Raw genomic sequence first — 23895 nt, forward strand, 5'->3', positions numbered from 1 at the left:
GGTCGGGCGCGTCAGACCTCAACGCCTTCGCGGTTACGTCGCCGGATCTGGACCCAGGCGATGAAGGCCAGCACCAGCAGCGCCGGAATGAACATCAGCTCCTTCGGCGGACGCTCAAGGTGCGCCTGCACCGCATCGATGGTCCAGTCGAAGGACAGCCCTGCGTTCTCCGCCGCACTGCCGAAGGTGACGAAATCCACCACCATCCTGTCGCCATCGGGACGCAGCTCCAGGCCCGCTTCCATCAGGCGCGCCTCGGGGGTATCGCCCTCCGGCAAGTTCAGGTTGATGAACGTCGACTTTTCGGTGCCGTCGATGGTCATGCCCGACGCCTTGATCACCATGTTCTCACCCGGCGGAATCTCATCGACGTGGTCCATGATTTCCACACCCGGGCGCAGTTCGGTGGGCGGATAGACCATATCCCACCAGAACCCGGGCCGGAACAGGGTAAAGGTAATCAGCAGCAGCGCCAGGGTTTCCCAGATCCGGCTCTTGGTGAACCAGAAGCCCTGGGTGGCGGCCGAAAACACCAGCATCGCCGTTACCGCACTGGCGACGGTCACCAGCAGGTCAAACCAGCCGGTCAGCCCAATCAACAGCAGCTGGGTATTGAAGATGAACATGAACGGCAGGATGGCCGTGCGGATATCGTAGGTGAAACCCTGGATACCGGTCTTGATCGGGTCGGCGCCGGATATGGCCGCCGCCGCGTAGGCCGCCAGCCCCACCGGCGGCGTGTCGTCCGCGAGGATGCCGAAATAGAACACGAACAGGTGCACCGCAATCAGCGGTACGATCAGCCCGTTCTGGGCCCCCAGGGTCACGATCACCGGCGCCATCAGCGTGGACACCACGATGTAGTTGGCGGTGGTGGGCAGGCCCATGCCCAGGATCAGGCTGATCAGCGCGGTGAAGATCAGCATCAGCAGCAGGTTGCCGCCTGAGATGAACTCCACGAACTCGGTCATCACCAGGCCGATCCCGGTCAGGGTCACCGTACCGACCACGATGCCCGCGGTCGCCGTGGCCACGCCGATGCCCACCATGTTGCGGCCGCCGGTCGCCAGGGAGTGCAGCAGGTCGCCGAAGCCCTCCTTGACTGATTCCACCAGGCTACCCGCCTGATGGCGGAAGAAGTGCAACAGCGGGCGCTGGGTGATCACGATAAAGATCATGAACAGCGTCGCCCAGAACGCGGACAACTGCGGCGACAGACGCTCAACGGTCAGACACCAGACCAGCACCACCACCGGCAGCAGGAAGTAGAGACCGGTTTTTACGGTCGGCCCCACCGGCGGCAAGGTGTCCATGGCCGAGTTGCCGTCATCTTCTTCCAGCGACGGGAAGCGCGCCGAATAGGCCACCAGCAGGACATAGATCACCGCCAGCAGGACCGACAGCACCCAGCCGGCGTAGTCGCCCACATAGCCCTTGATCCAGCCCACACCGTAGTAGACCGCAAACGTCAGCACGCACAGGCCGATCAGCAGCACCACCCAGTTCAACATGCGCTGGGCCAGGGTCGGGCGATCGACGCGCTCAATGCCTTTCATCTTCAGCTTGCAGGCTTCCAGGTGCACGATATAAATCAGGGCCACGTAGGAGATCAACGCCGGCAGGATCGCGTGCTTGATCACTTCCAGATAGGAGATGCCCACATACTCCACCATCAGGAAGGCTGCGGCGCCCATGATCGGCGGCGTCAGCTGACCGTTGGTGGAAGCCGCTACTTCCACGGCACCGGACTTGCTGGCCGGGAAACCGACACGCTTCATCAGCGGAATGGTGAAGGTACCGGTGGTCACCACGTTGGCAATGGACGAGCCGGAAATCACCCCGCTCAGGCCACTGGAAACCACCGCTGCCTTCGCCGGACCGCCACGCATGTGGCCCAGCAGCGCATACGACACCTTGATGAAATAGTTACCCGCGCCAGCACGCTCGAGAAGCGCACCAAACAGCACGAACAGGAACACGAAACTCGTCGAAACACCCAGCGCGACACCGAAGACACCCTCGGTACCCAGCCACTGATGCGAAGCCAGCTTTTCGAGGCTCGCGCCCTTGTGAGAGATCACGTCCGGCATGTAGGGGCCGGCCAGGGAATAGACGATGAACACCGCGGCAACGATGGTCAGCGGCAGGCCCAGCGCGCGACGCGTGGCTTCCAGCAGCAGAACCAGGCCACCCAGGGCGACGATCATGTCCTGCAGATTGGGCGCACCGGGGCGCGACGCCAGCTGATCGTAGAACAGATAGATATAGGCAGCCGCAAACGCAGCCAGCGCGGCCAGGACCCAGTCATATACCGGGACATAATTGAGCGTCCGCCCCTTGATCATGGGGAAGGCCGCAAACGCGAGGAAAATGGCGAACGCCAGGTGTATAGAGCGGGCTTCGGTGGAGTTGAAAATGCCCGTTTCAAGGATAAAGGGCAGCGGCGAGGCGATCCATAACTGGAATAGCGCCCAGGCCACCGGCACCAGGAACAGAATGGCGCCTGACACGCCAGTGGCGGCGCGACCGCCGGTTTCAGTCTGCATAACCGCTTCGGTATCAGACAGCTGCATCGGGCTGTCCGTCGAGGACTTCTTCTCTTGATTCGCCATTAAAAACGACCTTTCAGGAGGGATGTACCAAAACGGCTGCCCCCTCAGTTGCTGACAAAAGGGGCAGCCGCAATCCAACCAGTAGGAATAATCGGGGGCAGGAACACGCCCTGCCCGACCGGTATTACTCCATCAGGCCCGCTTCTTTGTAGTACTTGACCGCGCCCGGATGCAGAGGCGCACTCAGGGCGTCAGACACCATTTCTTCCTTCTTCAGGTTCTCGAAGGCCGGATGCAGGCGTTTGAAGCTGTCAAAGTTCTCGAAGACGGCCTTGACCACTTCGTAAACCACATCTTCCGGAACGTCCGCGGAGGTCACGAAAGTCGCCGCCACACCGAAGGTGGTGGTGTCTTCCGGGTTACCGCGGTACATGCCGCCCGGGATGTCGGCTACGCGGTAGTACGGGTTTTCTTCAACCAGCTTGGCGGTGGCGTCGTTGTCTACGTTGACCAGCACGCTGTCACAGGAAGTAGTGGCTTCCTTGATGGCGCCGGACGGGTGACCGACTGTGTAGAAGAAGGCATCGATCTTGTTGTCGCACAGCGCCTGGGACTGCTCGGCGGCCTTCAGTTCGGCGGCCAGGGAGTAGGCGTCCATGTCCCAGCCCATCTCTTCCATCAGAACTTCCGCGGTGGCGCGCTGGCCGGAACCGGGGTTGCCTACGCTCACGCGCTTGCCCTTGAGGTCCGCGAAGTTCTCGATGCCGGCGTCCTTGCGAGCCACGACGGTGAACGGCTCAGGGTGCAGGGAGAAGACAGCGCGCAGCTTCTTGTTGGGGCCGTCTTTCTCGAATTCGCTGGTGCCGTTATAGGCGTGATACTGCCAATCGGATTGGGCGACGGCCAGGTCCAGCTCGCCCTGGCGAATGGCGTTGAGGTTGTAGATGGACCCGCCAGTACTCTCCACCGAACAACGGATGCCGTGTTCCTTGCGATCCTTGTTCACCAGTCGGCAGATCGCACCGCCGGCCGGGTAGTACACGCCGGTCACGCCACCGGTGCCGATGGTTACAAACTGCTGCTCTGCGGCGGAAACCTGTGCAGAGGCGGCGCCCAGCCCGACTGCGGTTGCCAGCGCAAAAGTGGATAGCTTGTGTCGAAGTGCCATTGTCATCGTTCCCTTCTTTTTTATGTCACTCGTTCCGGGACTGCGAACATTGCATATCCCGCGTTTACTTACTCATTTTAGAACATAGACCAAGGTGCCTATGAAATAAAGCGAAGCATTCTAGCTAAATACATGACCCAAAAACAAAAAAAGCCCGCAAAGCGGGCTTTTGATCGGACACACCAGCCTACCTGGCCGCTTCTGCCCTGGCCCGCATCTTCTCCGGACGCAACAGGAAGCGCGCCAGCGCCGGCAGCAGCCAGATGGCGCCCACCATATTCCACAGGAACATGAAGAACAGCAGCAGGCCCATATCCGCCTGGAACTTGATGGGCGAGAAGATCCAGGTGACCACACCCAGGCCCAGGGTTACACCGGTGAAGATCACCGCCTTGCCGGTGGAGCGCAGGGTTTCGTAATAGGCCTCCTGCAGCGACTTGCCTTCAAGGATGAACTTCTCAAGCTTGGTGTAGATATAGATGCCGTAGTCCACACCAATCCCCACACCCAGCGCGATGACCGGCAGCGTGGCCACCTTGATACCGATGCCCGAGGCCGCCATGATCGCCTCGCACAGCACCGACGTCAGGCCCAGCGGCACAACGATACAGAGCACCGCGCGGATCGAGCGGAAGGTCAGGAAGCACAGCACGCTGACCACGCCGTAGACGAACAGCAGCATCAGATTCTTGGCCTTGGAGATCACCTCGTTGGTGGCCGCCTCGACACCGGCGTTCCCGGCGGCCAGCTTGAAGTTGTGCACCTCGTTGCTGTGTTCGGCGGCGAAGTCCTCCACCACGCTGACGGCGGTGCGCAGGGTCTCGGCCTTATGATCTTCCAGGAACACCAGCACCGGTGTCAGGCTGCAGTCGGTGTTGATCAGGCCGCTCGGCGCCTCACGAATCGACGCGTTGATGATGGTCTGGTTGCGGGAGATCTCATACCACTTCCAGTTGCCTTCGTTGAGCGCCTTGGTGACCACCTTGGAGACGTCCGCCAGGGACACCGATGACTGCACGCCCGGCGTGTTCTGCAGCTCCCACTGCAGACGGTCCATGGCACTGAGCACTTCGTACTGGGTGCACTGCTCCTTCTGGGTTTCCACCATCACCACCAGGATATCGGCGCTGGTGGAGTAGTTGTCGATGATGTACTTGTTGTCCAGGTTATAGCGGGAATCGGCCCGCAGCTCCGGCGCGCCCTGGTCCAGGTCGCCGACTTTCAGGTCCTGCTTGAAGTAGAAACCCACGCCCAGGCCCAGCACCGCGATCAGCAGCGAGATGGGCGCCACGCCGGGATGGGAGAAGTACGACATCAGGCGCCACTTGCGGTCTTCCTTCTCGCCATGACGCTGGACGTGATTGACGCCCCCCTTGGTGATGCCGATGTAGGACATGATCAGCGGGTGCAGGACCAGGTTGGTAACGATGATGATCGCCACACCGATACCGGCCGCCACCGCCAGGTCGCGGATCACGTCCACCTGGATGAACAGCAGCGTCAGGAAGCCGAAGGCGTCGGACACCAGCGCCAGCATGCCGGGGATGTACAACGCCCGGAAAGCCAGGCGCGCGGAGGTCAGCGGATCGAAGCCCTTGGCCGCCTCGATGGCCATGGCGTTGACCACCTGCACCCCGTGACTGATGCCGATGGCGAACACCAGGAATGGCACCAGCACCGAGTAAGGATCCAGGCCGTAACCCAGCAGGCGCAGCAGACCCAACTGCCAGAACACCGCCACGATTGAGGCGAACACCGGTACCAAGGTGCCGGCGATGCAGCGCGAGTACCAGAACAGCAACAGCGTGGTCAGGGCAATGGTGATGCCGGCAAACCAGGCAATCGCACCGATACCCTCGATCAGGTCACCGACTTTCTTGGCGAAGCCGACAATGTGGATCTCGATATTGGGGTTCTGCTCTTCGTACTTCTGCCGGATCTTCTCTTCCAACTGACGGGAAAACGCCGCATAGTCCAGCGCCTCGCCGGTGTCCGGGTTGGTCTCGTAAAGCGGCGCGTACACGATGGTGGACTTGAAGTTATCGGAAATCAGGCGCCCTACTTCGTTGGAGCGCAGGATGTTCTGACGCAGCTGTTCCAGACTGGCGCGGGTGCCGTCGTAGTTGTCCGGGATCACCGTGCCGCCCTGGAAGCCCTGCTCGGTCACCTCGACCCAGCGCACATTGGGCGTCCATACGGACTTGAGACCGGAACGGTCCACGCCCGGCAGGAAGAACACCTCGTCGGTGATCTGCTTGAGCGTGTCCATGTAGGATTCGGTAAAGATGTCGCCATCCTTCACCTCCACCGCAATCCGCACGAAGTTGCCCAGGTTTTCCAGATCATCCCGGTGTTCGAGCATGTTGACGATGTAGGGATGCTCCAGGGGAATCATCCGCTCGAAGCTGGCGTCCGGCTCGATCTTGACGGCGTTGTAGCCCAGGAAAAGCGTCAGGAACAGGAAGGCAATCAGGATGATCGCCCGGTTATTGAAAATCAGCCGCTCCAGGAACGGTTCGGCGTTCGGCGAGGTGAAGTAGTGATCGCCTCGGTCGTGTTTGGGGTTGGACATTCAATGACCCTCTTGGAAATCTTGTCTTTCTTGTCGCGGCGGAATCAGCGGTTCAGGCCATTGATGTCGGTGTGCAGAACGCCACCTTCACCAAACAGCACCAGCGCATCGTCAGAAACGGGCAGGATGGACAGCAGTCCCTGACGGTCGGACCGGAACTGGGTCCGGAAGCTTTCCGCGTTATTGGCGCTGACCAGCACCGTGCCACCGTTTCCGACCAGGGTGATCCGGCCGTCGTCGGCGACCGCGCCGCTATTGAGGGTGTTCGGGGAATCGTTGGGGACCGTGGTCCAGCTCCGCCCCAGATCGGTGGAGAGAAACACGTTGCCGCGCAGCCCGAAAGCCAGGATTTCGTTGACGTCGCCGGTGCCCATGACGCCGAAGAAGGAGCCGGTGTAGGGACTCTCGATGCTTTCCCAGGTTTCGCCGCGATCGGTCGACAGGAAAAGCGTGCCCGCCTCACCGGCAATCACCAGCGCACCGCCAGTCACCTCGGCAATCCCGTTGAGGTGGAAGCGATCCGGATTGGGCACGTTGGCCGCCCAGTCCTGCCAGGTCTCACCGCCGTCATCCGTGCGGAAAATAAAACCGTAGGAACCCACCGCAAAGCCGGTATTCTCATCGGCGAACCAGACATCCAGAAGCGGCTTCCAGGGGCCCACCTCCTTGTCCGCCTGGGCGTCCTCGAGGGCGAAAATCATCCCGTCGAGCGCCCACTCCAGATCCCCTTTCTCGTCTTCCGGCGCGTTCTCGACTTTTTCCTCCATGGCGGCGATCTGCTCCTCCATGGTGGCGATCACAAGGCCTGAAGCGCTGGTACCGTCCAGCTGCTTCTCCCAGGTTTCACCCCCGTCACTGGAATGCAGGATCACGGCACCGTGCCCGACCGCCCAGCCTTCGGTGGGCGTGGGGAAGGTCACGCCGGTCAGCGTCGTGGCCACGGGGACCTCGCCCTGCTGCCAGGTCTGGCCGCGGTCGTCGGAATAGATGATGTGCCCCCGTTCGCCCACCGCCACCATGCGGTCGCCGGCGAAGGTGCTGTCGGTCAGCAGGTTGTCGTCGGCCAGATCCGTCGGCCGGGCCGGCGTTTCGAGAACATCACTGACCGCCGATGCCCCGGGGCTGGCAAGCGCCAGCGACAGCGCGAGCAACGCCGCAAACGTCTTGCGCGAGAAAGGTGTAGCCATTCGATGTGCCTTTTATTCTGTTGTTTAGTGTCTGTGCTGTCCGGAACGCCCGCCGGCGGCCGGTTTTCCCGATCGTATCCATCTCCGTCCGACGCGACCGGACGCCGCTAGCTACAGCGTAGACCAGCTCGCGCCGGTTAGCGCACGCTGCGACGGCGCAGGGAGGCCGGCGAGAAGTAACGGCGGCTGGGAACGTCGTCGCTGAACACCCGGGTGTTGGGTTCTTCCGTGTCCAGCCCCTGGACGTGGTAGCGCCGCGCCTGGAGATCGTTGAATACCTCCAGCGTCGACCAGACCCCGGGCAATTCATAGAAATTCTTCACCATCGCCATGGATACCCGCCAGAGCTGATCCCGACCGTCGTACTGGTCCAGCAGCAGCGTGTTCCAGCTGTCTTCATCGACGTAGAAGCGACGCTTGGCGTAGATATGGCGCTCGCCCTCTTTCAGCGTCGCCAGCACCACGTGCACCCGGTGCAGCTCCCAGCGCGTCAGGTCGGGATTGATGTGGGACAGCCCCAGGATCTCGTCATACGACAGGCCTTCCTGGGCAATCCGGTAATTGTTGTAGGGCACGTAAATCTCGCGCATGCCCTCGTAGGTCCAGTTATAGCGGTCCAGGGCACCGTTGAAGATGTCGGTATCGTCGGCGGTGCGCAGGTTGTCGGCAGCGGCGATGGGCGAGTCGTACCCCAGGTTGGGCGCCCGGCGCACGCGCCGCTGTCCGGCGTTGTAGCCCCAGCCGTTACGCGGGTTCTTGATCTGGTTCAGCGTCTCGTGGACCAGGATCGCCCCACCCGCCAGACGCGGCGGCGACTGAGTGAAGGACAGGTAGTAGAAGATCACGTTGTCCAGCGTGGACTCGTCACCTTCCGGGTTGTAGTAGTTGAAGAAGGCTTCCTGCTGGCTGGTCACCAGGGTGTAATCGCCATTCTGCTGGACCGCCACTTCACTGGCCTTGCGGGTAATGTTGACGCCCCGCCAGCGGGTCAGGTGATTCCAGATGACCTGGTAGGCTTTCTGCTCGCTGTCGCCGCTGAGGATCGGGAACGGATAACCGCCGTAGGCCCCCTGGATACCGGCGCCCTCCCCCACGACCGTGGCACTGATCGCGTTTTCCTTTGTGTTCCGGGCCACCCAGTCCGGCACGGCGTGGGAACGACGGCTCTGGTAGACCGGGATCTGGAACGAGGCGGGATAGGTCTCGATCATGGCGATCACGCCGTCGCTCAGGTGCTCGCGATACTGATCAACGTTCCGGGCGTTGATGGTGAACAACACCGTGTCGTCCGGGAACGGGTCGGGATGGAAGTCACCGCTCTCCTGGTAATCCGCTCCCGCCGGAGGCTGGGAAATACCGCCGGTCCAGGCCGGGATGGTACCGGCCTCGTTGCCCGCTTTCTGCGAGCCGAAGGGTGTCAGATCCTGACCCAGCCGGCTCGCCTCGGCGGAGGAGACCGCAGCCAGTGCCTGGCCGGACATAACGGAGAACGCCAACATACTGCCCAGAAGCCATTTCTTGTTATGGATCATGGTTCGGACCTTCTTGAGTCTGGAAGCCTGAGGCTCTTGTTATTTTTTATCCGCCAACGACGTTAACGCCGCCAGCGCTTCGCACAGCGATCGGTCCGACGGACGCCCGCGCCCGGCCGGACCTGGCCGCAAAGGGGCAGGTTAGACCATCCCACCGGGTTCGCCATCGACCGAAAGTGCGATTTTGCGCAAATTTTTCATTTGCCCCCGTCACGCCGGGGGCGGATACAAAAACGCCCCGCAGCGTGGCGGGGCGTTGGTACGATCCCATGGATCCTTGCGGGACTTAGCCCTTGAGGGACTTGTGGACCACCTCGTAAACGTCCTTGGACAGGTCCGGCTTCGCGTGGATCTGCTCCAGGGCCGCGCGCATGCCGTCGCGATAGGCCTGGCTGTAGTTGCGCCAGCGGGTCAGCGGTGACACCAGGCGTGCCGCAATCTGCGGATTGGAGCTGTCCAGCGACAGGATGTGCTGCGCCAGGAAACGGTAGCCGGAGCCATCGGTGGCGTGGAAGTTGGCCAGGTTCTGGCCGGCGAACGCACCGATCACCGAGCGGATCTTGTTCGGGTTCTTCCAGTCAAACGCCTCGTGAGTGAGAAGCGCCTCGACGGCCGGCAGGGTTCCGGCGCGCACGCTGCTGGCCTGGATGGCAAACCACTGCTCCACAACCTGCGGATCCTCGCGGAACCGGTCGTAAAAGCTGGCCAGCGCGGTGTCGCGGTCCTCCTCGAACTCGGAGTTGACCAGGGCCCGCAGGGCACCGGACTGATCGGTCATGTTGCCCGCATTTTCGAACTGCTGGCGGGCCAGCATGCGTCCTTCCTCGTCATTGATGTGCAGCAACCACGCCAGCGCCGTGTTCTTCAGCGAGCGGCGGGCAATCGCCTGGGGCGTCGGCTCGTAGGGGCCATCCTCACGATTGCGCAGGTAGCAGGCCACCAGTTCGTCGCGCAGCTCCAGCGCCAACTGGTTGAGCACGCGGGTGCGCGCCTTGTGGATCGCCTGCACGTCGGCCTCGTCCGCCAGCTCGATCAGGTAGGCTTCGCTGGGCAGCTGCAGCATCTTGGCCACCAGGGCCTGGTCCAGGTCGGTGTCGGACAGCAATTGACGGAAGGCGGTCACCAGACGCGGGTCCACCGTGCGCTCCTGGGGCTCGTCCACCATCGACTGGATCACGTCCACCGCCAGACGCTGGCCCGCGTCCCAGCGGTTGAAACCGTCGCTGTCGTGGCTCATCAGGAACAGCAACTGGTCGCGGGTCCAGGGATAGTGAACCTTCACCGGCGCGGAGAAACCACGCAGCAGGGACGGCACCGGCTGGGCCGCCACGTCGTGGAACACGAACGTCTGCTGTTCGTCGGTCAGGTCCAGGACACGCTGGGCCGGCGCGTCGTCCTCGCCCTGCAGCTTCAGCGGCAGATCCTCGCCGTGCTCGCCGACCAGGCCGAGAGCGAACGGGATGTGTTGCGGCTGCTTGGTCTCCTGCCCCGGTGTGGCGGGAATGCGCTGGCGCAGGGTCAGGGTATAGGTCTTCGCGTCCGGATCGTAGGCGTCGCTGACGTCGACGATAGGCGTACCAGCCTGCTGGTACCAACGGCGGAACTGGGTCAGGTCGCGGCCGCTGGCGTCTTCCATCGCCTTGACGAAATCGTCGGTGGTCACCGCCTGGCCGTCGTGCCGTTCGAAGTAGAGATCACTGCCCTTGCGGAAGCCCTCTTCGCCCAGCAGCGTGTGGATCATGCGCACCACTTCCGCGCCCTTCTCGTACACGGTCAGGGTGTAGAAGTTGGAAATCTCGATGTAGGAATCCGGGCGCACCGGATGGGCCATGGGCCCCGAATCCTCGGCAAACTGGGCCGTACGCAGCAGGGTGGCGTCCTCGATGCGCTTGACCGTGGGCGAGCCCATGTCCGAGGAGAACTGGGAATCCCGGAAGACGGTGAAGCCTTCCTTCAGGCTCAGCTGGAACCAGTCGCGGCAGGTCACACGGTTGCCCGACCAGTTGTGGAAATACTCGTGGGCGACGATGGCTTCGATGCGCTGGAACGCCAGATCCGTAGCGGTATCCGGCGTCGCCAGCACGCACGACGAGTTGAAGATATTGAGCCCCTTGTTCTCCATGGCGCCCATGTTGAAATCATCCACGGCGACGATCATGAAGATGTCCAGATCGTACTCCCGGCCGTAGATCTGCTCGTCCCAGCACATGGAGCGTTTGAGGGAGTCCAGCGCATGATCGCACTTGGCGGCGTTACGCGGCTCGACGTACATGCGCAAGTCGATCTCGCGGCCCGACTGGGTGGTGAAGGTGTCTTTCTTCTCGGCCAGGTCTCCGGCCACCAGCGCGAACAGATAGCAGGGCTTGGGGAACGGGTCTTCCCAGGTGACGAAGTGACGACCGTCTTCCAGGTCACCCTTCTCCACATCGTTCCCGTTGGACAGCAGCACCGGATAGCGCGCCTTGTCCGCCTCAACACGAGTGCTGAAGCGAGCCATCACGTCCGGGCGATCCGGGAAATAGGTGATCCAGCGGAAGCCTTCCGCCTCGCACTGGGTGCAGAACATACCGGAGGATTTGTACAGGCCTTCCAGACGGGTATTGTCCTGGGGCAGGATCCAGGTCACCACGCCCAGCGTGAACTTGTCGGAGACCTTGTCCACGCGCAGGCCGCCGGAGGTGACCTCGAAGTCGTCGTCGGCCAGCGGCAAACCATTGAGCGTCAGCCCTTCCAGTTCCAGCCCCTCGCCGTCCAGCTCCAGGGACTGGCCGGACTCGGCGTCGGGGTTGCGTCGGATCTCCATGGAGTTGTAGACCCGGGCGCCCTCCTCGAACAGCTCGAATCGCAGATCGACATGGTCCACCAGGAACGGCGGCACCTTGTAGTCCTTGAGGTAGATGGTCTGTGGCTGACTGGTTCGCATTGCACTCTCTCCAGTTATTACGTAGCGGCCCTTGTGAGGCCGGGCTTCGTGGCAGGCGTGATGAACCCGCCGCGAGCGATCAGTTTGAAAACAGGTCCGGTGCCTGTTGCGGGCTCGGCTCGAACACCTGAAGGCGAACGTGGTACGCGGTGAACTTGCGCACATTGATCACGCCGGTATCCAGCATCAGGTACTGCCCTTTGACGCCCTCCAGGCGACCGGTCACCTGCGGTGTCTTGTCGAGATTGTGGGTCTTCACCTTACTCGGCCAGACTTCCACCGGATAGGCCAGCTCGAGGCCCGACTCGTCCACAACCCTGATGGCGTCTTCGCCATGCTCGGCCCGCAGCGCGTCCACCCCGTCGGCAATGGTCTCCAGCATGCGCTCGCGCTCGGCCATCAGGTCCACCTCGGGCACATCGCCCTTAAGCATGGCGCGCCAGTTGGTGCGGTCGGCGACGTGCTGCTTACAAAGCACTTCCACCAGACCGGACAGGCGACGCGTGGCCACTTCCAGCATGGGCACGGCGGCCACGGCTCCCTGGTCGATCCAGCGGGTCGGCACCTGGGTCTTGCGCGTGATCCCGACTTTCAGGCCGGACGAATTGGCCAGGTAGACGATGTGAGGCACCATGCAATGGGTTTCGCCCCACTCCGGCTCGCGGCACGTTCCCTCATGGTAATGGCATTTTTCCGGGCTGACGATGCAACTGTCGCAGGCGGCCAGTTTGCGGAAGCAGGGGTAGCAGAAGCCCTGGTTGAAGCTCTTTTTCGTGAGCCGGTCGCAGTGGATGCAGCGGATCTCACCTTCGAAATCGATCTGCAATTCACGACCGATCAGGTCATTTAGGGGAATCAGGGTATCCCCTACCTTCATCCGGTAATGCACCGGAGCTCCCGGCTCGGCCGGCATCTTGCGCAGCGGCCCCTGGACATCGATAACGGCTGACATCAAACCACCGTTACGAGTTCAGGATGCGGATCGTCGCGGTGCCGTCCGCGGCCATGTCGCGCTTGTCCTTGCGCTCCCGATCGATAAAGCCCACACGCTCACCCTCGGGAACGCCGTGCTCTTTCTCGTAATACAGAACCGCTTCCATGCAGATCGAACGCTGCTCGTCCGAAATGGCACGGCCATCCGGCCACTTGCCCAGCTCAACCGCCCGCCGCAGGCTCTTGTAAACCGTGGGGTCCAGGCGCTTGATCAGCTCGTCGTATGTCATTTCAACACCTTATCAATCATCGGGGGACCATCGCCGGAAACCGGGCGGCGTCCAATCCTGAAAGCTTAACACAGCGGCCAGGGCCGCCGCCGTAACGGCCATTGCAATTAGGCTATGACCCTTATCGCCATCGTCGAAAACAGCGCCTCGAAAAAAATCAGAAAAAAGTTGGGCGAAATCTTTGACAGGCGATAATGATAATGATTATCATTAATCCCGTACCAAGTGAGAACGGTCGTTTCATTTGGTCTCTCTCATCAGGAGCTATATTAGGCTCATTTATGCCCCGCACTGCGGGGCTTTTTTTTGCCTGCTCGATAGCCCTGACCGGACGAGCCTCCAGGTGACGGCGGACCCGACGCGCTCAGTCCCTCTTGCGCGCCGGCGGCGGCAATACGGCCAGCAGAAGCCCGGTCAACAGACCGCCCAGATGCGCCTCGTTCGCCATCTCCCCCAGCCCCAGCATGCGCGTGAATGGCGTGAAGCCAATCACGATCCACACCAGCGACACCACGATCAGCGCCGGCGGGAACTGGAACCGGGGCCGGCGCTGCTGACTCAGCCAGCAGTAACCGAGGATGCCGTAGACCACACCGGACAGACCGCCGAACAGCGGCCCGGTGACCAGGTACTGCAGGGTGTTGGCGGCCAGACTGATCACCAGCACCAGCAGGATCAGCCGGCGGCGGCCGTCGAACCATTCCACCTGGCTGCCCAGGAACCACATCATCACTGCGTTGAAAATCAGATGCGGCCAGCTGAAATGCAGCAGGTCCGGCGTCAGCCAGCGCCACCATTGCCCCTGGGCCAGCGTGGCGGTAAGGGCGTCGAGCCGGTCGGCAAACGTGTCGAAGAAAAACGCGCGTGGGTCGGCATACATCAGGCCGGTAGCGAGCGGATCGCGCCCGAGACCGGTGAACAGGGTCACCAGGGCCGCAGCGATGATGATGCCCAGCACGACAGGCGCGTGACGCGGTGACGGCTGCCAGCGACCGTTGACGAACACCGGCGAGTGATTGGTCTCGTGGATCGCCTGACGGACTTCCGGGCGGGTGATGAACTGTTCGAGGGCTTCCAGTACCGGTTCGGCGTGGTCCTGGTTCGCCAGCCACAGCACCTGCTGATCGCCCTCTTCCGTGATGCGGTGCTCCACGCCCTGCTCGCGCAGCCACTGGCTGAACTCGGCCAGGTTGGTGTCGGCCGATAGCTGTTTGATTCGGTACAAAGGGTTACCTCGTCACACTGTCTTCGGATTGCGGATCACTCGGCAGCTCGGGACGCTGCACTTCCACCCAGACAAATTTGTCGGCGGAAAGTTGCCGCTCGTCGTCCATGCGATAGGCGACCAGACGCCCGTATTTCACCGCGGAATAGTCGATACAGGCGACGTTGGGCTTGAGCGGCGCCGGCCGTCCCTCGCGCCAGTAGTGGCCGACAAACACCGGCGGCTCCGACGGGGAATAGGTCAGGATCTTCTTCTTTTCAGCCTCGGACAGCGGACGATTGGCAATGTGCTCGGGCAGCGGGTCGGGCTGGAACACCACGTCGTTGTAGGTCTGCGGATCCTCAGCCCAGAACTTGGTGCGGAAGAAGCGGCGCACGAACCCGTCCCGTCCTTCGATGGACAGGTCATCCGGCAGGCGCAGATCGGTGCCGCGCAGCAGGCGGTCCATCACCCGGCCGGCAAAGGAGTCCAGCGCCGAGGAGGCGTGCAGGAAATCCTCGTCGATGCAGTTGCCGCCCTGGATCTGCTTGAACTGCTCGATCAGGTGGTGGTCCCAGCAGGCGTGCACCACGCGGAAATGCGCCACTTCCAGAAACAGCGGCAGCGTATAGAACCATTCCAGGAATTCGTTCCACTCGTGGGGATGGTGCTCGAACTGCTCCAGGGTTTCCCGGATCAGCCGGTCATGCCGCGCGTTGTGTTCACGCAGGAACTTGCGCTCGCTGCCCGCCCGGGCGCGGGTGCAATAGCCCAGGGCGTTGTATTCGTGGTTGCCCATGGTGATCTGGGCCGAGCCGCGTTCGACCATGTCCCGCACCAGGTGCAGGGACTCGCGGATGCGCGGGCCGCGATCGATGATGTCGCCAATGAAGATGGCCTGCCGGCGCTTGTGTTCGTAGACGCCGTTCACCTTCCGGTAACCCATCTGTTCCAGCAGGCGCTGGAGTGTCAACGCGCAACCGTGGATATCGCCGATGATGTCATAGCCCCGGCTGCCTGACCGCATTACAGACATAGTTAACTCGCTGCGATGTTGCTGGCCCAGCCGAGTTTTTCCCGGCAGGTCGCATAGAAGTTGTGATCCGTCGGATGAATCAGGCGAATCTTGAAGGGTTTCTTGGTGATACGAATGATGTCGCCGGGCGCGCAGGAAATATCCATCTGCCCGTCGCAACTCATCTGCGGGTAGGTTTCGTTATCCTCGCCGATCACCAGTTTGATCTCACTCTTGCCGTCCACCACGATCGGCCGGCTGCTGAGGGTATGCGGGAACATGGGCACCAGCACCACCGCATCCAGCTTGGGATGCATGATGGGCCCCCCGGCGGACAGCGAATAGGCCGTGGAGCCAGTGGGGGTGGATACGATCAGTCCGTCCGAGCGCTGGCTGTAGACGAAGTGGCCGTCGATGTAGAGATCGAACCCGATCATGCGGGTCGACTTGCCCGGATGCAGCACCACATCGTTCAGTGCGGTGCCATAGCCCACCGGGTTCTCGTTGCGGGTCACGTGGGCGTCGAGCAGGAAGCGGTGCTCTTCGATGTACTCGCCCTGCAGCACCCGGCCCACGCGTTCTTCCAGGTCGTCCGGGGAAATGTCGGTGAGAAAGCCCAGGCGACCGCGGTTGACCCCGAGGATGGGGATCTTGGACTTGGCCAGTTCCCGCGCCGCGCCCAGCAGGCTACCGTCACCGCCGACCACGATCACCAGGTCGCAGATTTCCCCCAGGAGCTTCTTGCTGGCCACCTGCAGGCCGTGCCCGGGCAACATGGTGGCGGTGTCGGATTCGAGGATGACCTGATAGTTCTCGTTCACCAGATAGGTTCGCAGGTGTCGCAGCGTCTCCACCACTTTCACGCTGTTCATCCGGCCAATCACGCCGATGTTTCTGAAATGCTCCATTCGATATCCTGTGCCAGCCCAGTGATGCGATGCGGTCACTCGGGGTATATAGTGAGCGGACGATCCGTCGGCGGCGCCCGGCCACGCGACCACGCGACCACGCCAATACTATCGAAACTCGCGACAATTCTGAAAATTTATAGGAGTACGCCGATTCCCGACCGCCCTCATGACACGTCCCGATTCTGGCAAACGCCGGCGGTCCGGCACCTGGCGTGGCTGTGTCGCGCCCCCACCCTCACCGACAACCGCCTGCGCTTTGCGCTTGAGAACGACCTGCCAGCGGACCTGGACCGGCGCCTGGCGATCCTGGACCACTCACCCGGCCCGTTGCTGGCCGCTCTCGACGGTGGCACCAACCGCCGCCTGGGTTTCTATTTCGAGCGGCTCTACCGCTTCCTGCTCAGCGACATCCTGGAGTGGCCGGTGCTGCTCAGTAATCACCCGGTTCGCGAGAACGGCCGCACCCTGGGCGAGCTGGACTTTGTCGTGCACAACCGGCGGGAAGACACCATCGAGCATCACGAGATCGCCGTAAAGTTCTATCTCGGCTATCCCCGCAACAACGCCTCCACCCTCTGGCTGGGCCCCAACGCCCACGATCGCCTCGACCGCAAGCTGTCGCGACTGCTCGACCACCAGTGCCGCATGAGCCGCCATCCCATGGCCCGGGCTCACCTTTCGGAGCTCGGCATCCAGCATCCGCCGCGCCCACGACTGTTCATGCCAGGTTACCTGTTCTATCCATCGGAGCGCCTTCTGGAAGGTCCGGCCACGACGCCGTCGACGCACGAGCGTGGCCGCTGGTGCCGGGCGGAATCGCTGGACCCGGCCGAATGCAGCCACTGGCAGCGACTGAACAAGCCTCATTGGCTGGGCCGCTTCCAGTCACGGGAAGCGCCGGACCGGGAAGACCTGCTGGAAGCACTGGACGGGATTCGGGCAGGAGGACCACCCCGGCTGTTTGCCGAGATGGCACCGCGCCGGGACGGGCAAGGCTGGGAAGAGCGGCATCGCGTGTTCGTGGTGCCACCGCAATGGCCGGGAGACGGGTTCGATCAGCCTTCCTGATGCGCCGGGCAGCGGTCGTCAACGCCGGGACGGAAGTCCGCCGGCTGACCGACCCGGATCAGCGGCTCGCCGCAGACATGACCGTCCACGTCCGCCTGACAGCTGGGGCTGTCATGATGCGCCAGCCACTGCCGATAGGCCGGTTCATTGAGGCCACACTTCTCGGCGACGTAGGCCGTGGGGTTCTCGAAATAGCGGGCAATGTCTTCGTAGGGGAGCGTGGTGTGCCCCAAGCCGGCGTGATAGGCCACCAGGAATACCGTCTGCTGCTTGAGCTCCGCCATCAGAGACTGCTCCGCCGGCTCCTGCCGTGACAGATCCTCGCATTCCTGTTCCAGGGCAATGATGCGCTCATTGCGCAGGGCCAGCTCCCGCTGCTTGCGGTCGAGCTGCTCCCGCAACAACACCACTTCGGCATCGCTGGCTTCGCTGCCGGCGCTTTCCTGCTCGCCCGCCTCGCTCAGTTCCTGCTGCAGGTTCAGGTATTGTTCGTTGCGCTCGGTCAGGCGCGCCTTGAGCTGCTCGTTGGCCAGACGCTGGCGCTCCAGCTTCTCTTCGAATGTCCGCAGCTCGTTGCGCAGGCCCTGGACTTCGTGGCGATGCTCGCGCTGCATGTCCGACATGGCATCCCGGTGCACGCTCTGCAGGGTCTTGATGCGCAGCCGCTGCTCGCGGATGGTGCGGGCCAGCCGGACACGCTGCTGGGCCGCTTTCCGCTCTTCGGCCGATTTACCCCCACGCTGCGCCGGCGTCAGGACGGGGATGTCTTCATCCGCAACCGCCGGCGCCCGCTTCTGGAACTTCAGGCGATTTTCCTGCACCGCCCGGCGAATGGCCTGGAAGTGGTTACTGCCCGGCGTCATATCCGGGTCCCAGAGGTCGTCGGCATAGCGTGGCTCAGGACATCGGCTGCGGCACACCAGGTGAATCGGGCCGGCCCCCAGATCGGGCCCGTGCGGCCCCTGCACGGCAAAGCGCTCCACCGGAATGTTCCAGTGGCTGTCGGCCCGGCCTTCCTCGTCGAAATAGATACGGAAGAACACCAGCCCCAGAATGCCCAGGTCCGGTGCCAGGTTGATGTAGACCGCGCGCACGTCCGTGTCGGCCAGGTCGGAAAGGCCCACATAACCGTCCAGGAAGGCACCGAACTCGGATCCGCGCATCTGACGTGACACCGCCGGCCCATCCATCAGGAATACCGCCGAGTAGCCCTCGTCCGCCGCAGCGGGTTTTGCCATGCCTAGCCTCCGGTTATGCCGTAATGCGTCAGAAACCAACGAAATGGGTCCTTAATTCAACGCCTATTGTAGACGTCCGGATTCAGACGGTAAGTACAAAACTGCAAAGATTTGAAACGGGAAGGACAGCAAAGGCCGGCAGCGGCAGCCGGGACGGCGCGAAAGGTAACTACGACCACCGTCGGAAGCGGTGGTCGTGGCGCTGGCAGGCAGGGGCGATCAGATCTCGGCGGCCAGGCGGCTGCCCTGGTCGATGGCGCGCTTGGCGTCCAGTTCCGCGGCCACGTCGGCCCCGCCGATCAGGTGGACACGCTGGCCGGCGTCCAGCAACGACTGCTGCAGTTCGCGCAGCGGCTCCTGGCCGGCGCAGACAACGATGTTGTCCACTTCCAGGATGTGGTCCTGGCCCTGCTCCTCGCCTTTCTCGGTGACGGTGATGTGCAGGCCCTGGTCGTCGATCCTGCGGTACGCCACACCGGGGATCATCTGCACATTGCGCATCTTCAGGGACGAACGATGAATCCAGCCGGTGGTCTTGCCCAGGTTCTTGCCCACTTTGGACGCCTTGCGCTGCAGCAGGAACACCTGCCGCGCCGGTTCCGGCACATCGGCCTCGACGCCCTGGATACCGCCGCGGTGATTCACGCTCAGATCCACGCCCCATTCTTTCATGAAGTGCTCGGTGTTCAGTGAGGCGGATTCGCCCCGGTGCACCAGGAACTCGGACACGTCGAAGCCAATGCCGCCGGCGCCGATAACGGCCACCCGACGTCCCACCTCGCGGCGCTGCAGCAGCGCGTCGAGATAGCCCATCACCATCGGGTGATCGATGCCGTCGATGGCCGGCAGGCGCGGCTCGATGCCGGTGGCGAGCACGATGTCGTCGAACCCGTCCCGGGCCAGGTCGTCGGCGGTGACGCGGGTATTGAGCTTCACCTCAACGCCGTGCTTGTCCAGCATCACCCGGAAGTAGCGCAGGGTTTCGTAGAACTCTTCCTTGCCGGGAATGCGCTTGGCCACGTTGAACTGGCCGCCCACCTCGCTGCCGGCATCGAACAGGGTAACGTGATGGCCGCGCTCGGCCGCCACGGTGGCAAAGGCCAGACCCGCCGGGCCGGCACCGATCACCGCGATCTGCTTCGGCGCTGCGGTCTTCACGTAGGTCAGCTCGGTCTCGTGGCAGGCGCGCGGGTTGACCAGGCAGGACGTCAGTTTGCCGCCGAAGGTGTGGTCCAGACAGGCCTGGTTACAGCCGATGCAGGTGTTGATCTCGTCGGCCCGACCTTCCTCGGCCTTGCGCACCAGGTCGGCATCCGCCAGGAACGGGCGCGCCATGGACACCATGTCGGCGTCGCCATCCGCCAGCACCTGCTCGGCCACATCCGGCATGTTGATGCGGTTGGTGGTCACCAGGGGAATGCTCACCTCCCCTTTCAGGCGCGCGGTAACCTTGGTGAAAGCGCCGCGCGGCACGGACGTGGCGATGGTGGGCACACGGGCCTCGTGCCAGCCGATGCCGGTGTTGATGATGGTGGCCCCGGCCTTCTCGATTTCCCGGGCCAGATGCACCACTTCATCCCAGGTACTGCCATCCTCGATCAGATCGATCATCGACAGGCGGTAGACGATGATGAAGTCATCCCCCACCCGCTCGCGCACGCGGCGCACCACTTCGATAGGCAGCCGGATACGGTTTTCGTAGGCGCCACCCCAGTCATCGGTGCGGTGATTAGTGTGGGCCACGATGAACTGGTTGATGAAATAGCCCTCCGAGCCCATGATCTCGACGCCGTCGTAGCCGGCCTTACGGGCCAGCTCGGCGCAGCGGGCGTAGTCCTCGATCTGCTTCTCGATGCCCGCCTCGTCCAGCACTTTGGGCGACATGGGGTTGATCGGCGCCTGGATCGCCGACGGCGCCACCAGGTCGGGATGATAGGCGTAGCGGCCGGCGTGGAGTATCTGCATGCAGATCTTGCCCCCCGCTTCGTGGACCGCCCGCGTCACCACCTGGTGCTGGACCGCCTCTTCCTCGGTGTCCATCTTGGCGGCGTGCTGACGCACCGCACCTTCCGGATTGGGCGCGATGCCGCCAGTGACGATCAGGCCCACTCCGCCGCGGGCCCGTTCGGCAAAGAAAGCCGCCATGCGCTCGAAGCCGTTGGGCATTTCTTCCAGGCCGGTGTGCATGGAGCCCATGAGGGTCCGGTTGCGCAGAGTGGTGAAACCGAGGTCCAGCGGTTCCAGGAGTCGGGGGTAAGGTGAATGGGCCGCAGCGGTGGTCTGGGCGGTCATGACGGTCTCCTCATCGGTTATTCGAGTCGGCTCTGTGGCCGTTGGCGCTTAAATTACTGGCCGCCGTTGCACCGGACAATATCCTCAAATAACATTTGATTATCTTCAGACAACATTTCAAAAAATAATGGAAGCCGCCATATCCGCTCGCCGCCGCCACGCCCTGGGTGATATCAGCGTGCTCTACCTTCACGTAATGGCGCGCGCCGTCGCCGACCTGGGACACGACATCGCTCCAGACTTCGAGCAGTTCGGCATCGGCGAGACGCTCCTGCAGGCCCCCGAAGCCCGAATCAGCATCCCCCGCTTCATGCGGCTGGGCCACGCAGCCATCCGGCGCACCGGTGACCCCAACCTGGGGCTGTCCATGGGCGCACTGAACCGCCCGGTGGATGCCGGGCTGTCGGGCCTGGCCGGCATGAGCGCGGCAACCGCCGGCGAAGGCCTGGCGACAATCATCGCCTACTCCCTGCTGAACAGCCGCAACAGCCGCGGGCACCCCCGTTACGATGCAGTGCGGCACCGGGCGTGCTTCTATTCCATCCGCCCCTACAACCGCTACAACTTTTTCGTGGTGGATTCGGTGATGGCCGGCTGGACCCAGTTCCTGCGGCGCATGACGGCTCAGGACGCGGTATTGGAGCATGTCTGCATTGAATACCCGGACCAGGGCGAGCGGGCCGCATTCGAGGCATGGTTTCAATGCCCGGTCACTTTCGGGGCGAGGGAGAACCACCTGCAGATCCGCCCGGAGATCGCCGCCACGCCGTCGCTGGAGGCGCATCCGGCCATGCATCGGGCGCTCCGCCAACAATGCGAGGCGCAACTCAAGCGGATTCGCGGTGGCTGGACGGTGATGGATCAGGTGCGGGAAAAACTGACACCCATGCTGGACGGGCAATCGCCTTCCCTGGAGGAGGTGGCGGCGGAACTGGGCATGGCGCCCTGGACCCTACAGCGCCAGCTGAACGCGGAACAGACGCGGTTCAAGGATCTGTTGGATGAAACCCGCCGGGACCTGGCGGCGGACTACGTGCTGGAAACGCGGCTTAACGTTGCCGAAATTGCCTGGCTGCTCGGATTCTCCGGCCCGCCGGCCTTCCACAAGGCTTACCGGCGCTGGTTCGGGATGAGCCCGGGTCAACACCGTCGGCCGGCACAGCCCTGACATGGCGGCGTCGAGCGACCTCACATCTCAACGGCATCGTCGCCGTCGTCCTCATCCTCGAGCTCGTCAAAGTAGCGGTCGAGCAGCTCTTCTTCGTAATCAATCATGGCATTGTCTCCTGAACTGGCCGCCTGGAATGGAGGCGCGCGAAAACCAGAATACCGGGGAGAGTATGACCGACGGATGACAACCAGATGACAGAACGGACTGGAATTGAAGAAGATCGTGTAAACGGAAAAAGGGAAATCAGAGAAAAGCAGGGGAAGGAAAAATGGCGGAGCGGACGGGACTCGAACCCGCGACCCCCGGCGTGACAGGCCGGTATTCTAACCAGCTGAACTACCGCTCCGCGCTATTCGTTGACGCCGTTCAGTAGCGACAACGAGGGCGCATTATATAGAGGTCCTGTTTCATGTCAACGCTTTTGACCAAGGTTTCTGAAAATTTTTTGAAACACCTTAAAAAAGACTGATTTTTAAACGATTTTTCGGGCATTGAGGGAAACGAACCGGCCCCACCCGACAGGCGGGGCCATACGGACTAGCCGGCCTGGGCGTCCAGGTAGACTTCCCGCCCCTGGGCGGTCTTGCGGTACTCGATCGGCGTCATCCCCGACCAGCGCTTGAACGCCCGGTAGAAGGTCGACGGTTCGGAAAAGCCGGTGAGGTAGACAATCTCATCGATGGACTCGTCGGTGGTGGCGAGCAGCTGACGGGCCAGCCGGTAGCGGAAATCCGCCAGCACCTGGTTGAAGCTGGTTTCCGCCTCGGTCAGACGGGTACGCAGCGTGCGCGGTTTGATATCCAGCCGCTCGGCCACCGAATCCAGGGTGACCTCGCCGCTGTCCAGCAGTTCAGCAATGATGCGCTCCACCTGCCCCACGATGTCCTTCTTCTCCAGACGCGCCACCTGCTCGCTGGCGAAACGTTCGTGCAGAGCCAGCAGCTCGGGCTCGGCGTGGGGAGAGGCGTGTGCCAGCAGGCGCGCCGGAAAATACATCCGGTTCTCCTCGGCACCGAAGACCACCTCACAGCCAAGTACCTCGGCCACGTGATCCTCGCCGGCGTCACGCTGATGTTCGAATTCCACCCGGGAACACTCGAATCGGTCCTCGGTAATGGACTTGAAGAAGATGATCAGCCCCAGCACAAAGCATTCATTGAAGTGTTTGAGGCGGCGCACCTCATCGGAGGCGGCGTCCAGAACCAGGCAGGCCTGCTCGCCGTCGATGAAGAACTCGTTGTTGGCGGCATCACTGAGCAGGCGCTGGTAGTTGAGAGCCCGGCGCAGGCCTTCGCCGAATGTAGGGCTGCTGAGGAAGAGATATTCCAGCACCTGCCCCTTGTAGGTGGGCAGGTTCTGGCCGAGGTGGAGACCGATATCCGGATCACCGGAGACCTCCTCGACGATCTGCCAGAAGAAGAGCTGTGCGTTATGGGGCGTCCGGAGCTGGGCCGAATTCAGGTAGCTCTCATCAACCCCGAGGCGTCGGAGGATTTCATCCGTGTCGACCCCTTTGCGTTTCATGGCCTGATAGATCAGGCGCAACATCACACCCGCATCACGAAGTTCCTGCATGTTGATCCCGCTTATTGTTGTGGGAGCTCTTCATGGGCTCCTTTATTGTGGTACTGCGTTGGCCAGCTCGCCCCGGCGATTTGACGGGTGAGTCAATGTCCGCCGGGAACGGGTCTGAGACACTCAGCCACTCAGGGCGTGTCGCCTCCAGACCATCGCCGTCGCATCGACGGCCGGCCAACCCCCTCGAACTCTGGACAGTTGTACCAGATTTTAAGCCGAACCAGTAGCGCCGAACCGGGCGCCATGTGACGGGCGCCGGTC

At 62.6% G+C, this 23895-nt stretch carries 16 protein-coding genes and 1 tRNA gene; 2 read left to right on the forward strand and 15 right to left on the reverse strand.

What is annotated here, in order from left to right:
• Positions 1-11: 11 nt before the first annotated feature.
• The 11 genes from DKK67_RS17495 to DKK67_RS17545 all read right to left on the reverse strand — a co-directional run bounded on the left by DKK67_RS17495 (position 12) and on the right by DKK67_RS17545 (position 16284).
• Positions 12-2573, reverse strand: coding sequence for a TRAP transporter permease (locus DKK67_RS17495; RefSeq protein WP_228160690.1), 2562 nt, complete (start codon positions 2571-2573; stop codon positions 12-14).
• A 163-nt stretch (positions 2574-2736) separates the two neighbouring features.
• Complete coding sequence (locus tag DKK67_RS17500; protein WP_111497802.1) at positions 2737-3720, reverse strand: TAXI family TRAP transporter solute-binding subunit; 984 nt, start codon at positions 3718-3720, stop codon at positions 2737-2739.
• Positions 3721-3907: 187 nt separating this feature from the next.
• Positions 3908-6292, reverse strand: coding sequence for an efflux RND transporter permease subunit (locus tag DKK67_RS17505; protein ID WP_111497803.1), 2385 nt, complete (start codon positions 6290-6292; stop codon positions 3908-3910).
• 44 nt (positions 6293-6336) lie between these two features.
• Positions 6337-7479 carry a WD40/YVTN/BNR-like repeat-containing protein gene (locus DKK67_RS17510; RefSeq protein ID WP_111497804.1) on the reverse strand — a complete coding sequence of 381 codons (1143 nt, stop codon included), beginning with the start codon at positions 7477-7479 and terminating at the stop codon, positions 6337-6339.
• 137 nt (positions 7480-7616) lie between these two features.
• Positions 7617-9011 carry a DUF1329 domain-containing protein gene (locus tag DKK67_RS17515; RefSeq protein ID WP_111497805.1) on the reverse strand — a complete coding sequence of 465 codons (1395 nt, stop codon included), beginning with the start codon at positions 9009-9011 and terminating at the stop codon, positions 7617-7619.
• Positions 9012-9297: 286 nt separating this feature from the next.
• Complete coding sequence (gene pepN / locus DKK67_RS17520) at positions 9298-11934, reverse strand: aminopeptidase N (RefSeq protein ID WP_111497806.1); 2637 nt, start codon at positions 11932-11934, stop codon at positions 9298-9300.
• A gap of 79 nt (positions 11935-12013) precedes the next feature.
• Positions 12014-12886 carry a DUF2797 domain-containing protein gene (locus DKK67_RS17525; RefSeq protein ID WP_111497807.1) on the reverse strand — a complete coding sequence of 291 codons (873 nt, stop codon included), beginning with the start codon at positions 12884-12886 and terminating at the stop codon, positions 12014-12016.
• 10 nt (positions 12887-12896) lie between these two features.
• Positions 12897-13157, reverse strand: a complete 261-nt coding sequence (locus tag DKK67_RS17530; protein ID WP_111497808.1) for a YeaC family protein — start codon at positions 13155-13157, stop codon at positions 12897-12899.
• 364 nt (positions 13158-13521) lie between these two features.
• Positions 13522-14382: a rhomboid family intramembrane serine protease gene (locus tag DKK67_RS17535; RefSeq protein WP_111497809.1), complete on the reverse strand. Its 861-nt coding sequence runs from the start codon at positions 14380-14382 to the stop codon at positions 13522-13524.
• A gap of 4 nt (positions 14383-14386) precedes the next feature.
• Positions 14387-15397 carry a metallophosphoesterase gene (locus DKK67_RS17540; RefSeq protein WP_111497810.1) on the reverse strand — a complete coding sequence of 337 codons (1011 nt, stop codon included), beginning with the start codon at positions 15395-15397 and terminating at the stop codon, positions 14387-14389.
• Between the two features lie 2 nt (positions 15398-15399).
• The gene (locus DKK67_RS17545; protein WP_111497811.1) at positions 15400-16284 is read right to left on the reverse strand and encodes an NAD(+) kinase; all 885 of its coding nucleotides are present in this window, start codon (positions 16282-16284) and stop codon (positions 15400-15402) included.
• Positions 16285-16335: 51 nt separating this feature from the next.
• Here DKK67_RS17545 and DKK67_RS17550 point away from each other — a divergent pair, with 51 nt between their 5' ends.
• Complete coding sequence (locus tag DKK67_RS17550) at positions 16336-17355, forward strand: DUF1853 family protein (protein WP_228160691.1); 1020 nt, start codon at positions 16336-16338, stop codon at positions 17353-17355.
• On the opposite strand, the gene DKK67_RS17555 is transcribed toward DKK67_RS17550, so the two are convergent.
• A complete protein-coding gene (locus tag DKK67_RS17555; RefSeq protein WP_111497813.1) occupies positions 17343-18593 on the reverse strand; it encodes a DNA repair protein in 1251 nt (416 codons plus the stop codon). The genes DKK67_RS17550 and DKK67_RS17555 overlap by 13 nt on opposite strands.
• A gap of 219 nt (positions 18594-18812) precedes the next feature.
• The gene (locus DKK67_RS17560; RefSeq protein WP_111497814.1) at positions 18813-20885 is read right to left on the reverse strand and encodes an NADPH-dependent 2,4-dienoyl-CoA reductase; all 2073 of its coding nucleotides are present in this window, start codon (positions 20883-20885) and stop codon (positions 18813-18815) included.
• 178 nt (positions 20886-21063) lie between these two features.
• On the opposite strand from DKK67_RS17560, the gene DKK67_RS17565 reads away from it, so the two are divergent.
• On the forward strand, positions 21064-22053 hold the full coding sequence (locus DKK67_RS17565; protein WP_322873918.1) for an AraC family transcriptional regulator: 990 nt from the start codon (positions 21064-21066) through the stop codon (positions 22051-22053).
• 272 nt (positions 22054-22325) lie between these two features.
• On the opposite strand, the gene DKK67_RS17570 is transcribed toward DKK67_RS17565, so the two are convergent.
• Together DKK67_RS17570 and DKK67_RS17575 are read right to left on the reverse strand one after the other, a co-directional pair.
• A tRNA-Asp gene (locus tag DKK67_RS17570) sits at positions 22326-22402 on the reverse strand.
• A gap of 191 nt (positions 22403-22593) precedes the next feature.
• Positions 22594-23631 (reverse strand): AraC family transcriptional regulator, encoded by a 1038-nt coding sequence (locus DKK67_RS17575; protein ID WP_111497816.1) that lies wholly within the window; start codon positions 23629-23631, stop codon positions 22594-22596.
• Positions 23632-23895 lie beyond the last annotated feature (264 nt).

Origin of the sequence: Marinobacter bohaiensis, from assembly GCF_003258515.1 — a bacterium.
GTDB classification, from domain to species: Bacteria; Pseudomonadota; Gammaproteobacteria; order Pseudomonadales; family Oleiphilaceae; genus Marinobacter_A; species Marinobacter_A bohaiensis.

What these genes read in the sequence shown, in the direction of transcription:
- DKK67_RS17515 (WP_111497805.1), bottom strand. Translation starts at nt 9,011, where the DNA reads ATGATCCATAACAAGAAATGGCTTCTGGGCAGTATGTTGGCGTTCTCC.
- DKK67_RS17495 (WP_228160690.1), bottom strand. Translation starts at nt 2,573, where the DNA reads ATGCAGCTGTCTGATACCGAAGCGGTTATGCAGACTGAAACCGGCGGT.
- DKK67_RS17510 (WP_111497804.1), bottom strand. Translation starts at nt 7,479, where the DNA reads ATGGCTACACCTTTCTCGCGCAAGACGTTTGCGGCGTTGCTCGCGCTG.
- DKK67_RS17505 (WP_111497803.1), bottom strand. Translation starts at nt 6,292, where the DNA reads ATGTCCAACCCCAAACACGACCGAGGCGATCACTACTTCACCTCGCCG.
- DKK67_RS17530 (WP_111497808.1), bottom strand. Translation starts at nt 13,157, where the DNA reads ATGACATACGACGAGCTGATCAAGCGCCTGGACCCCACGGTTTACAAG.
- DKK67_RS17555 (WP_111497813.1), bottom strand. Translation starts at nt 18,593, where the DNA reads ATGGCAAAACCCGCTGCGGCGGACGAGGGCTACTCGGCGGTATTCCTG.
- DKK67_RS17540 (WP_111497810.1), bottom strand. Translation starts at nt 15,397, where the DNA reads ATGTCTGTAATGCGGTCAGGCAGCCGGGGCTATGACATCATCGGCGAT.
- DKK67_RS17500 (WP_111497802.1), bottom strand. Translation starts at nt 3,720, where the DNA reads ATGGCACTTCGACACAAGCTATCCACTTTTGCGCTGGCAACCGCAGTC.
- DKK67_RS17525 (WP_111497807.1), bottom strand. Translation starts at nt 12,886, where the DNA reads ATGTCAGCCGTTATCGATGTCCAGGGGCCGCTGCGCAAGATGCCGGCC.
- DKK67_RS17575 (WP_111497816.1), bottom strand. Translation starts at nt 23,631, where the DNA reads ATGCAGGAACTTCGTGATGCGGGTGTGATGTTGCGCCTGATCTATCAG.
- DKK67_RS17545 (WP_111497811.1), bottom strand. Translation starts at nt 16,284, where the DNA reads ATGGAGCATTTCAGAAACATCGGCGTGATTGGCCGGATGAACAGCGTG.
- DKK67_RS17560 (WP_111497814.1), bottom strand. Translation starts at nt 20,885, where the DNA reads ATGACCGCCCAGACCACCGCTGCGGCCCATTCACCTTACCCCCGACTC.
- pepN (WP_111497806.1), bottom strand. Translation starts at nt 11,934, where the DNA reads ATGCGAACCAGTCAGCCACAGACCATCTACCTCAAGGACTACAAGGTG.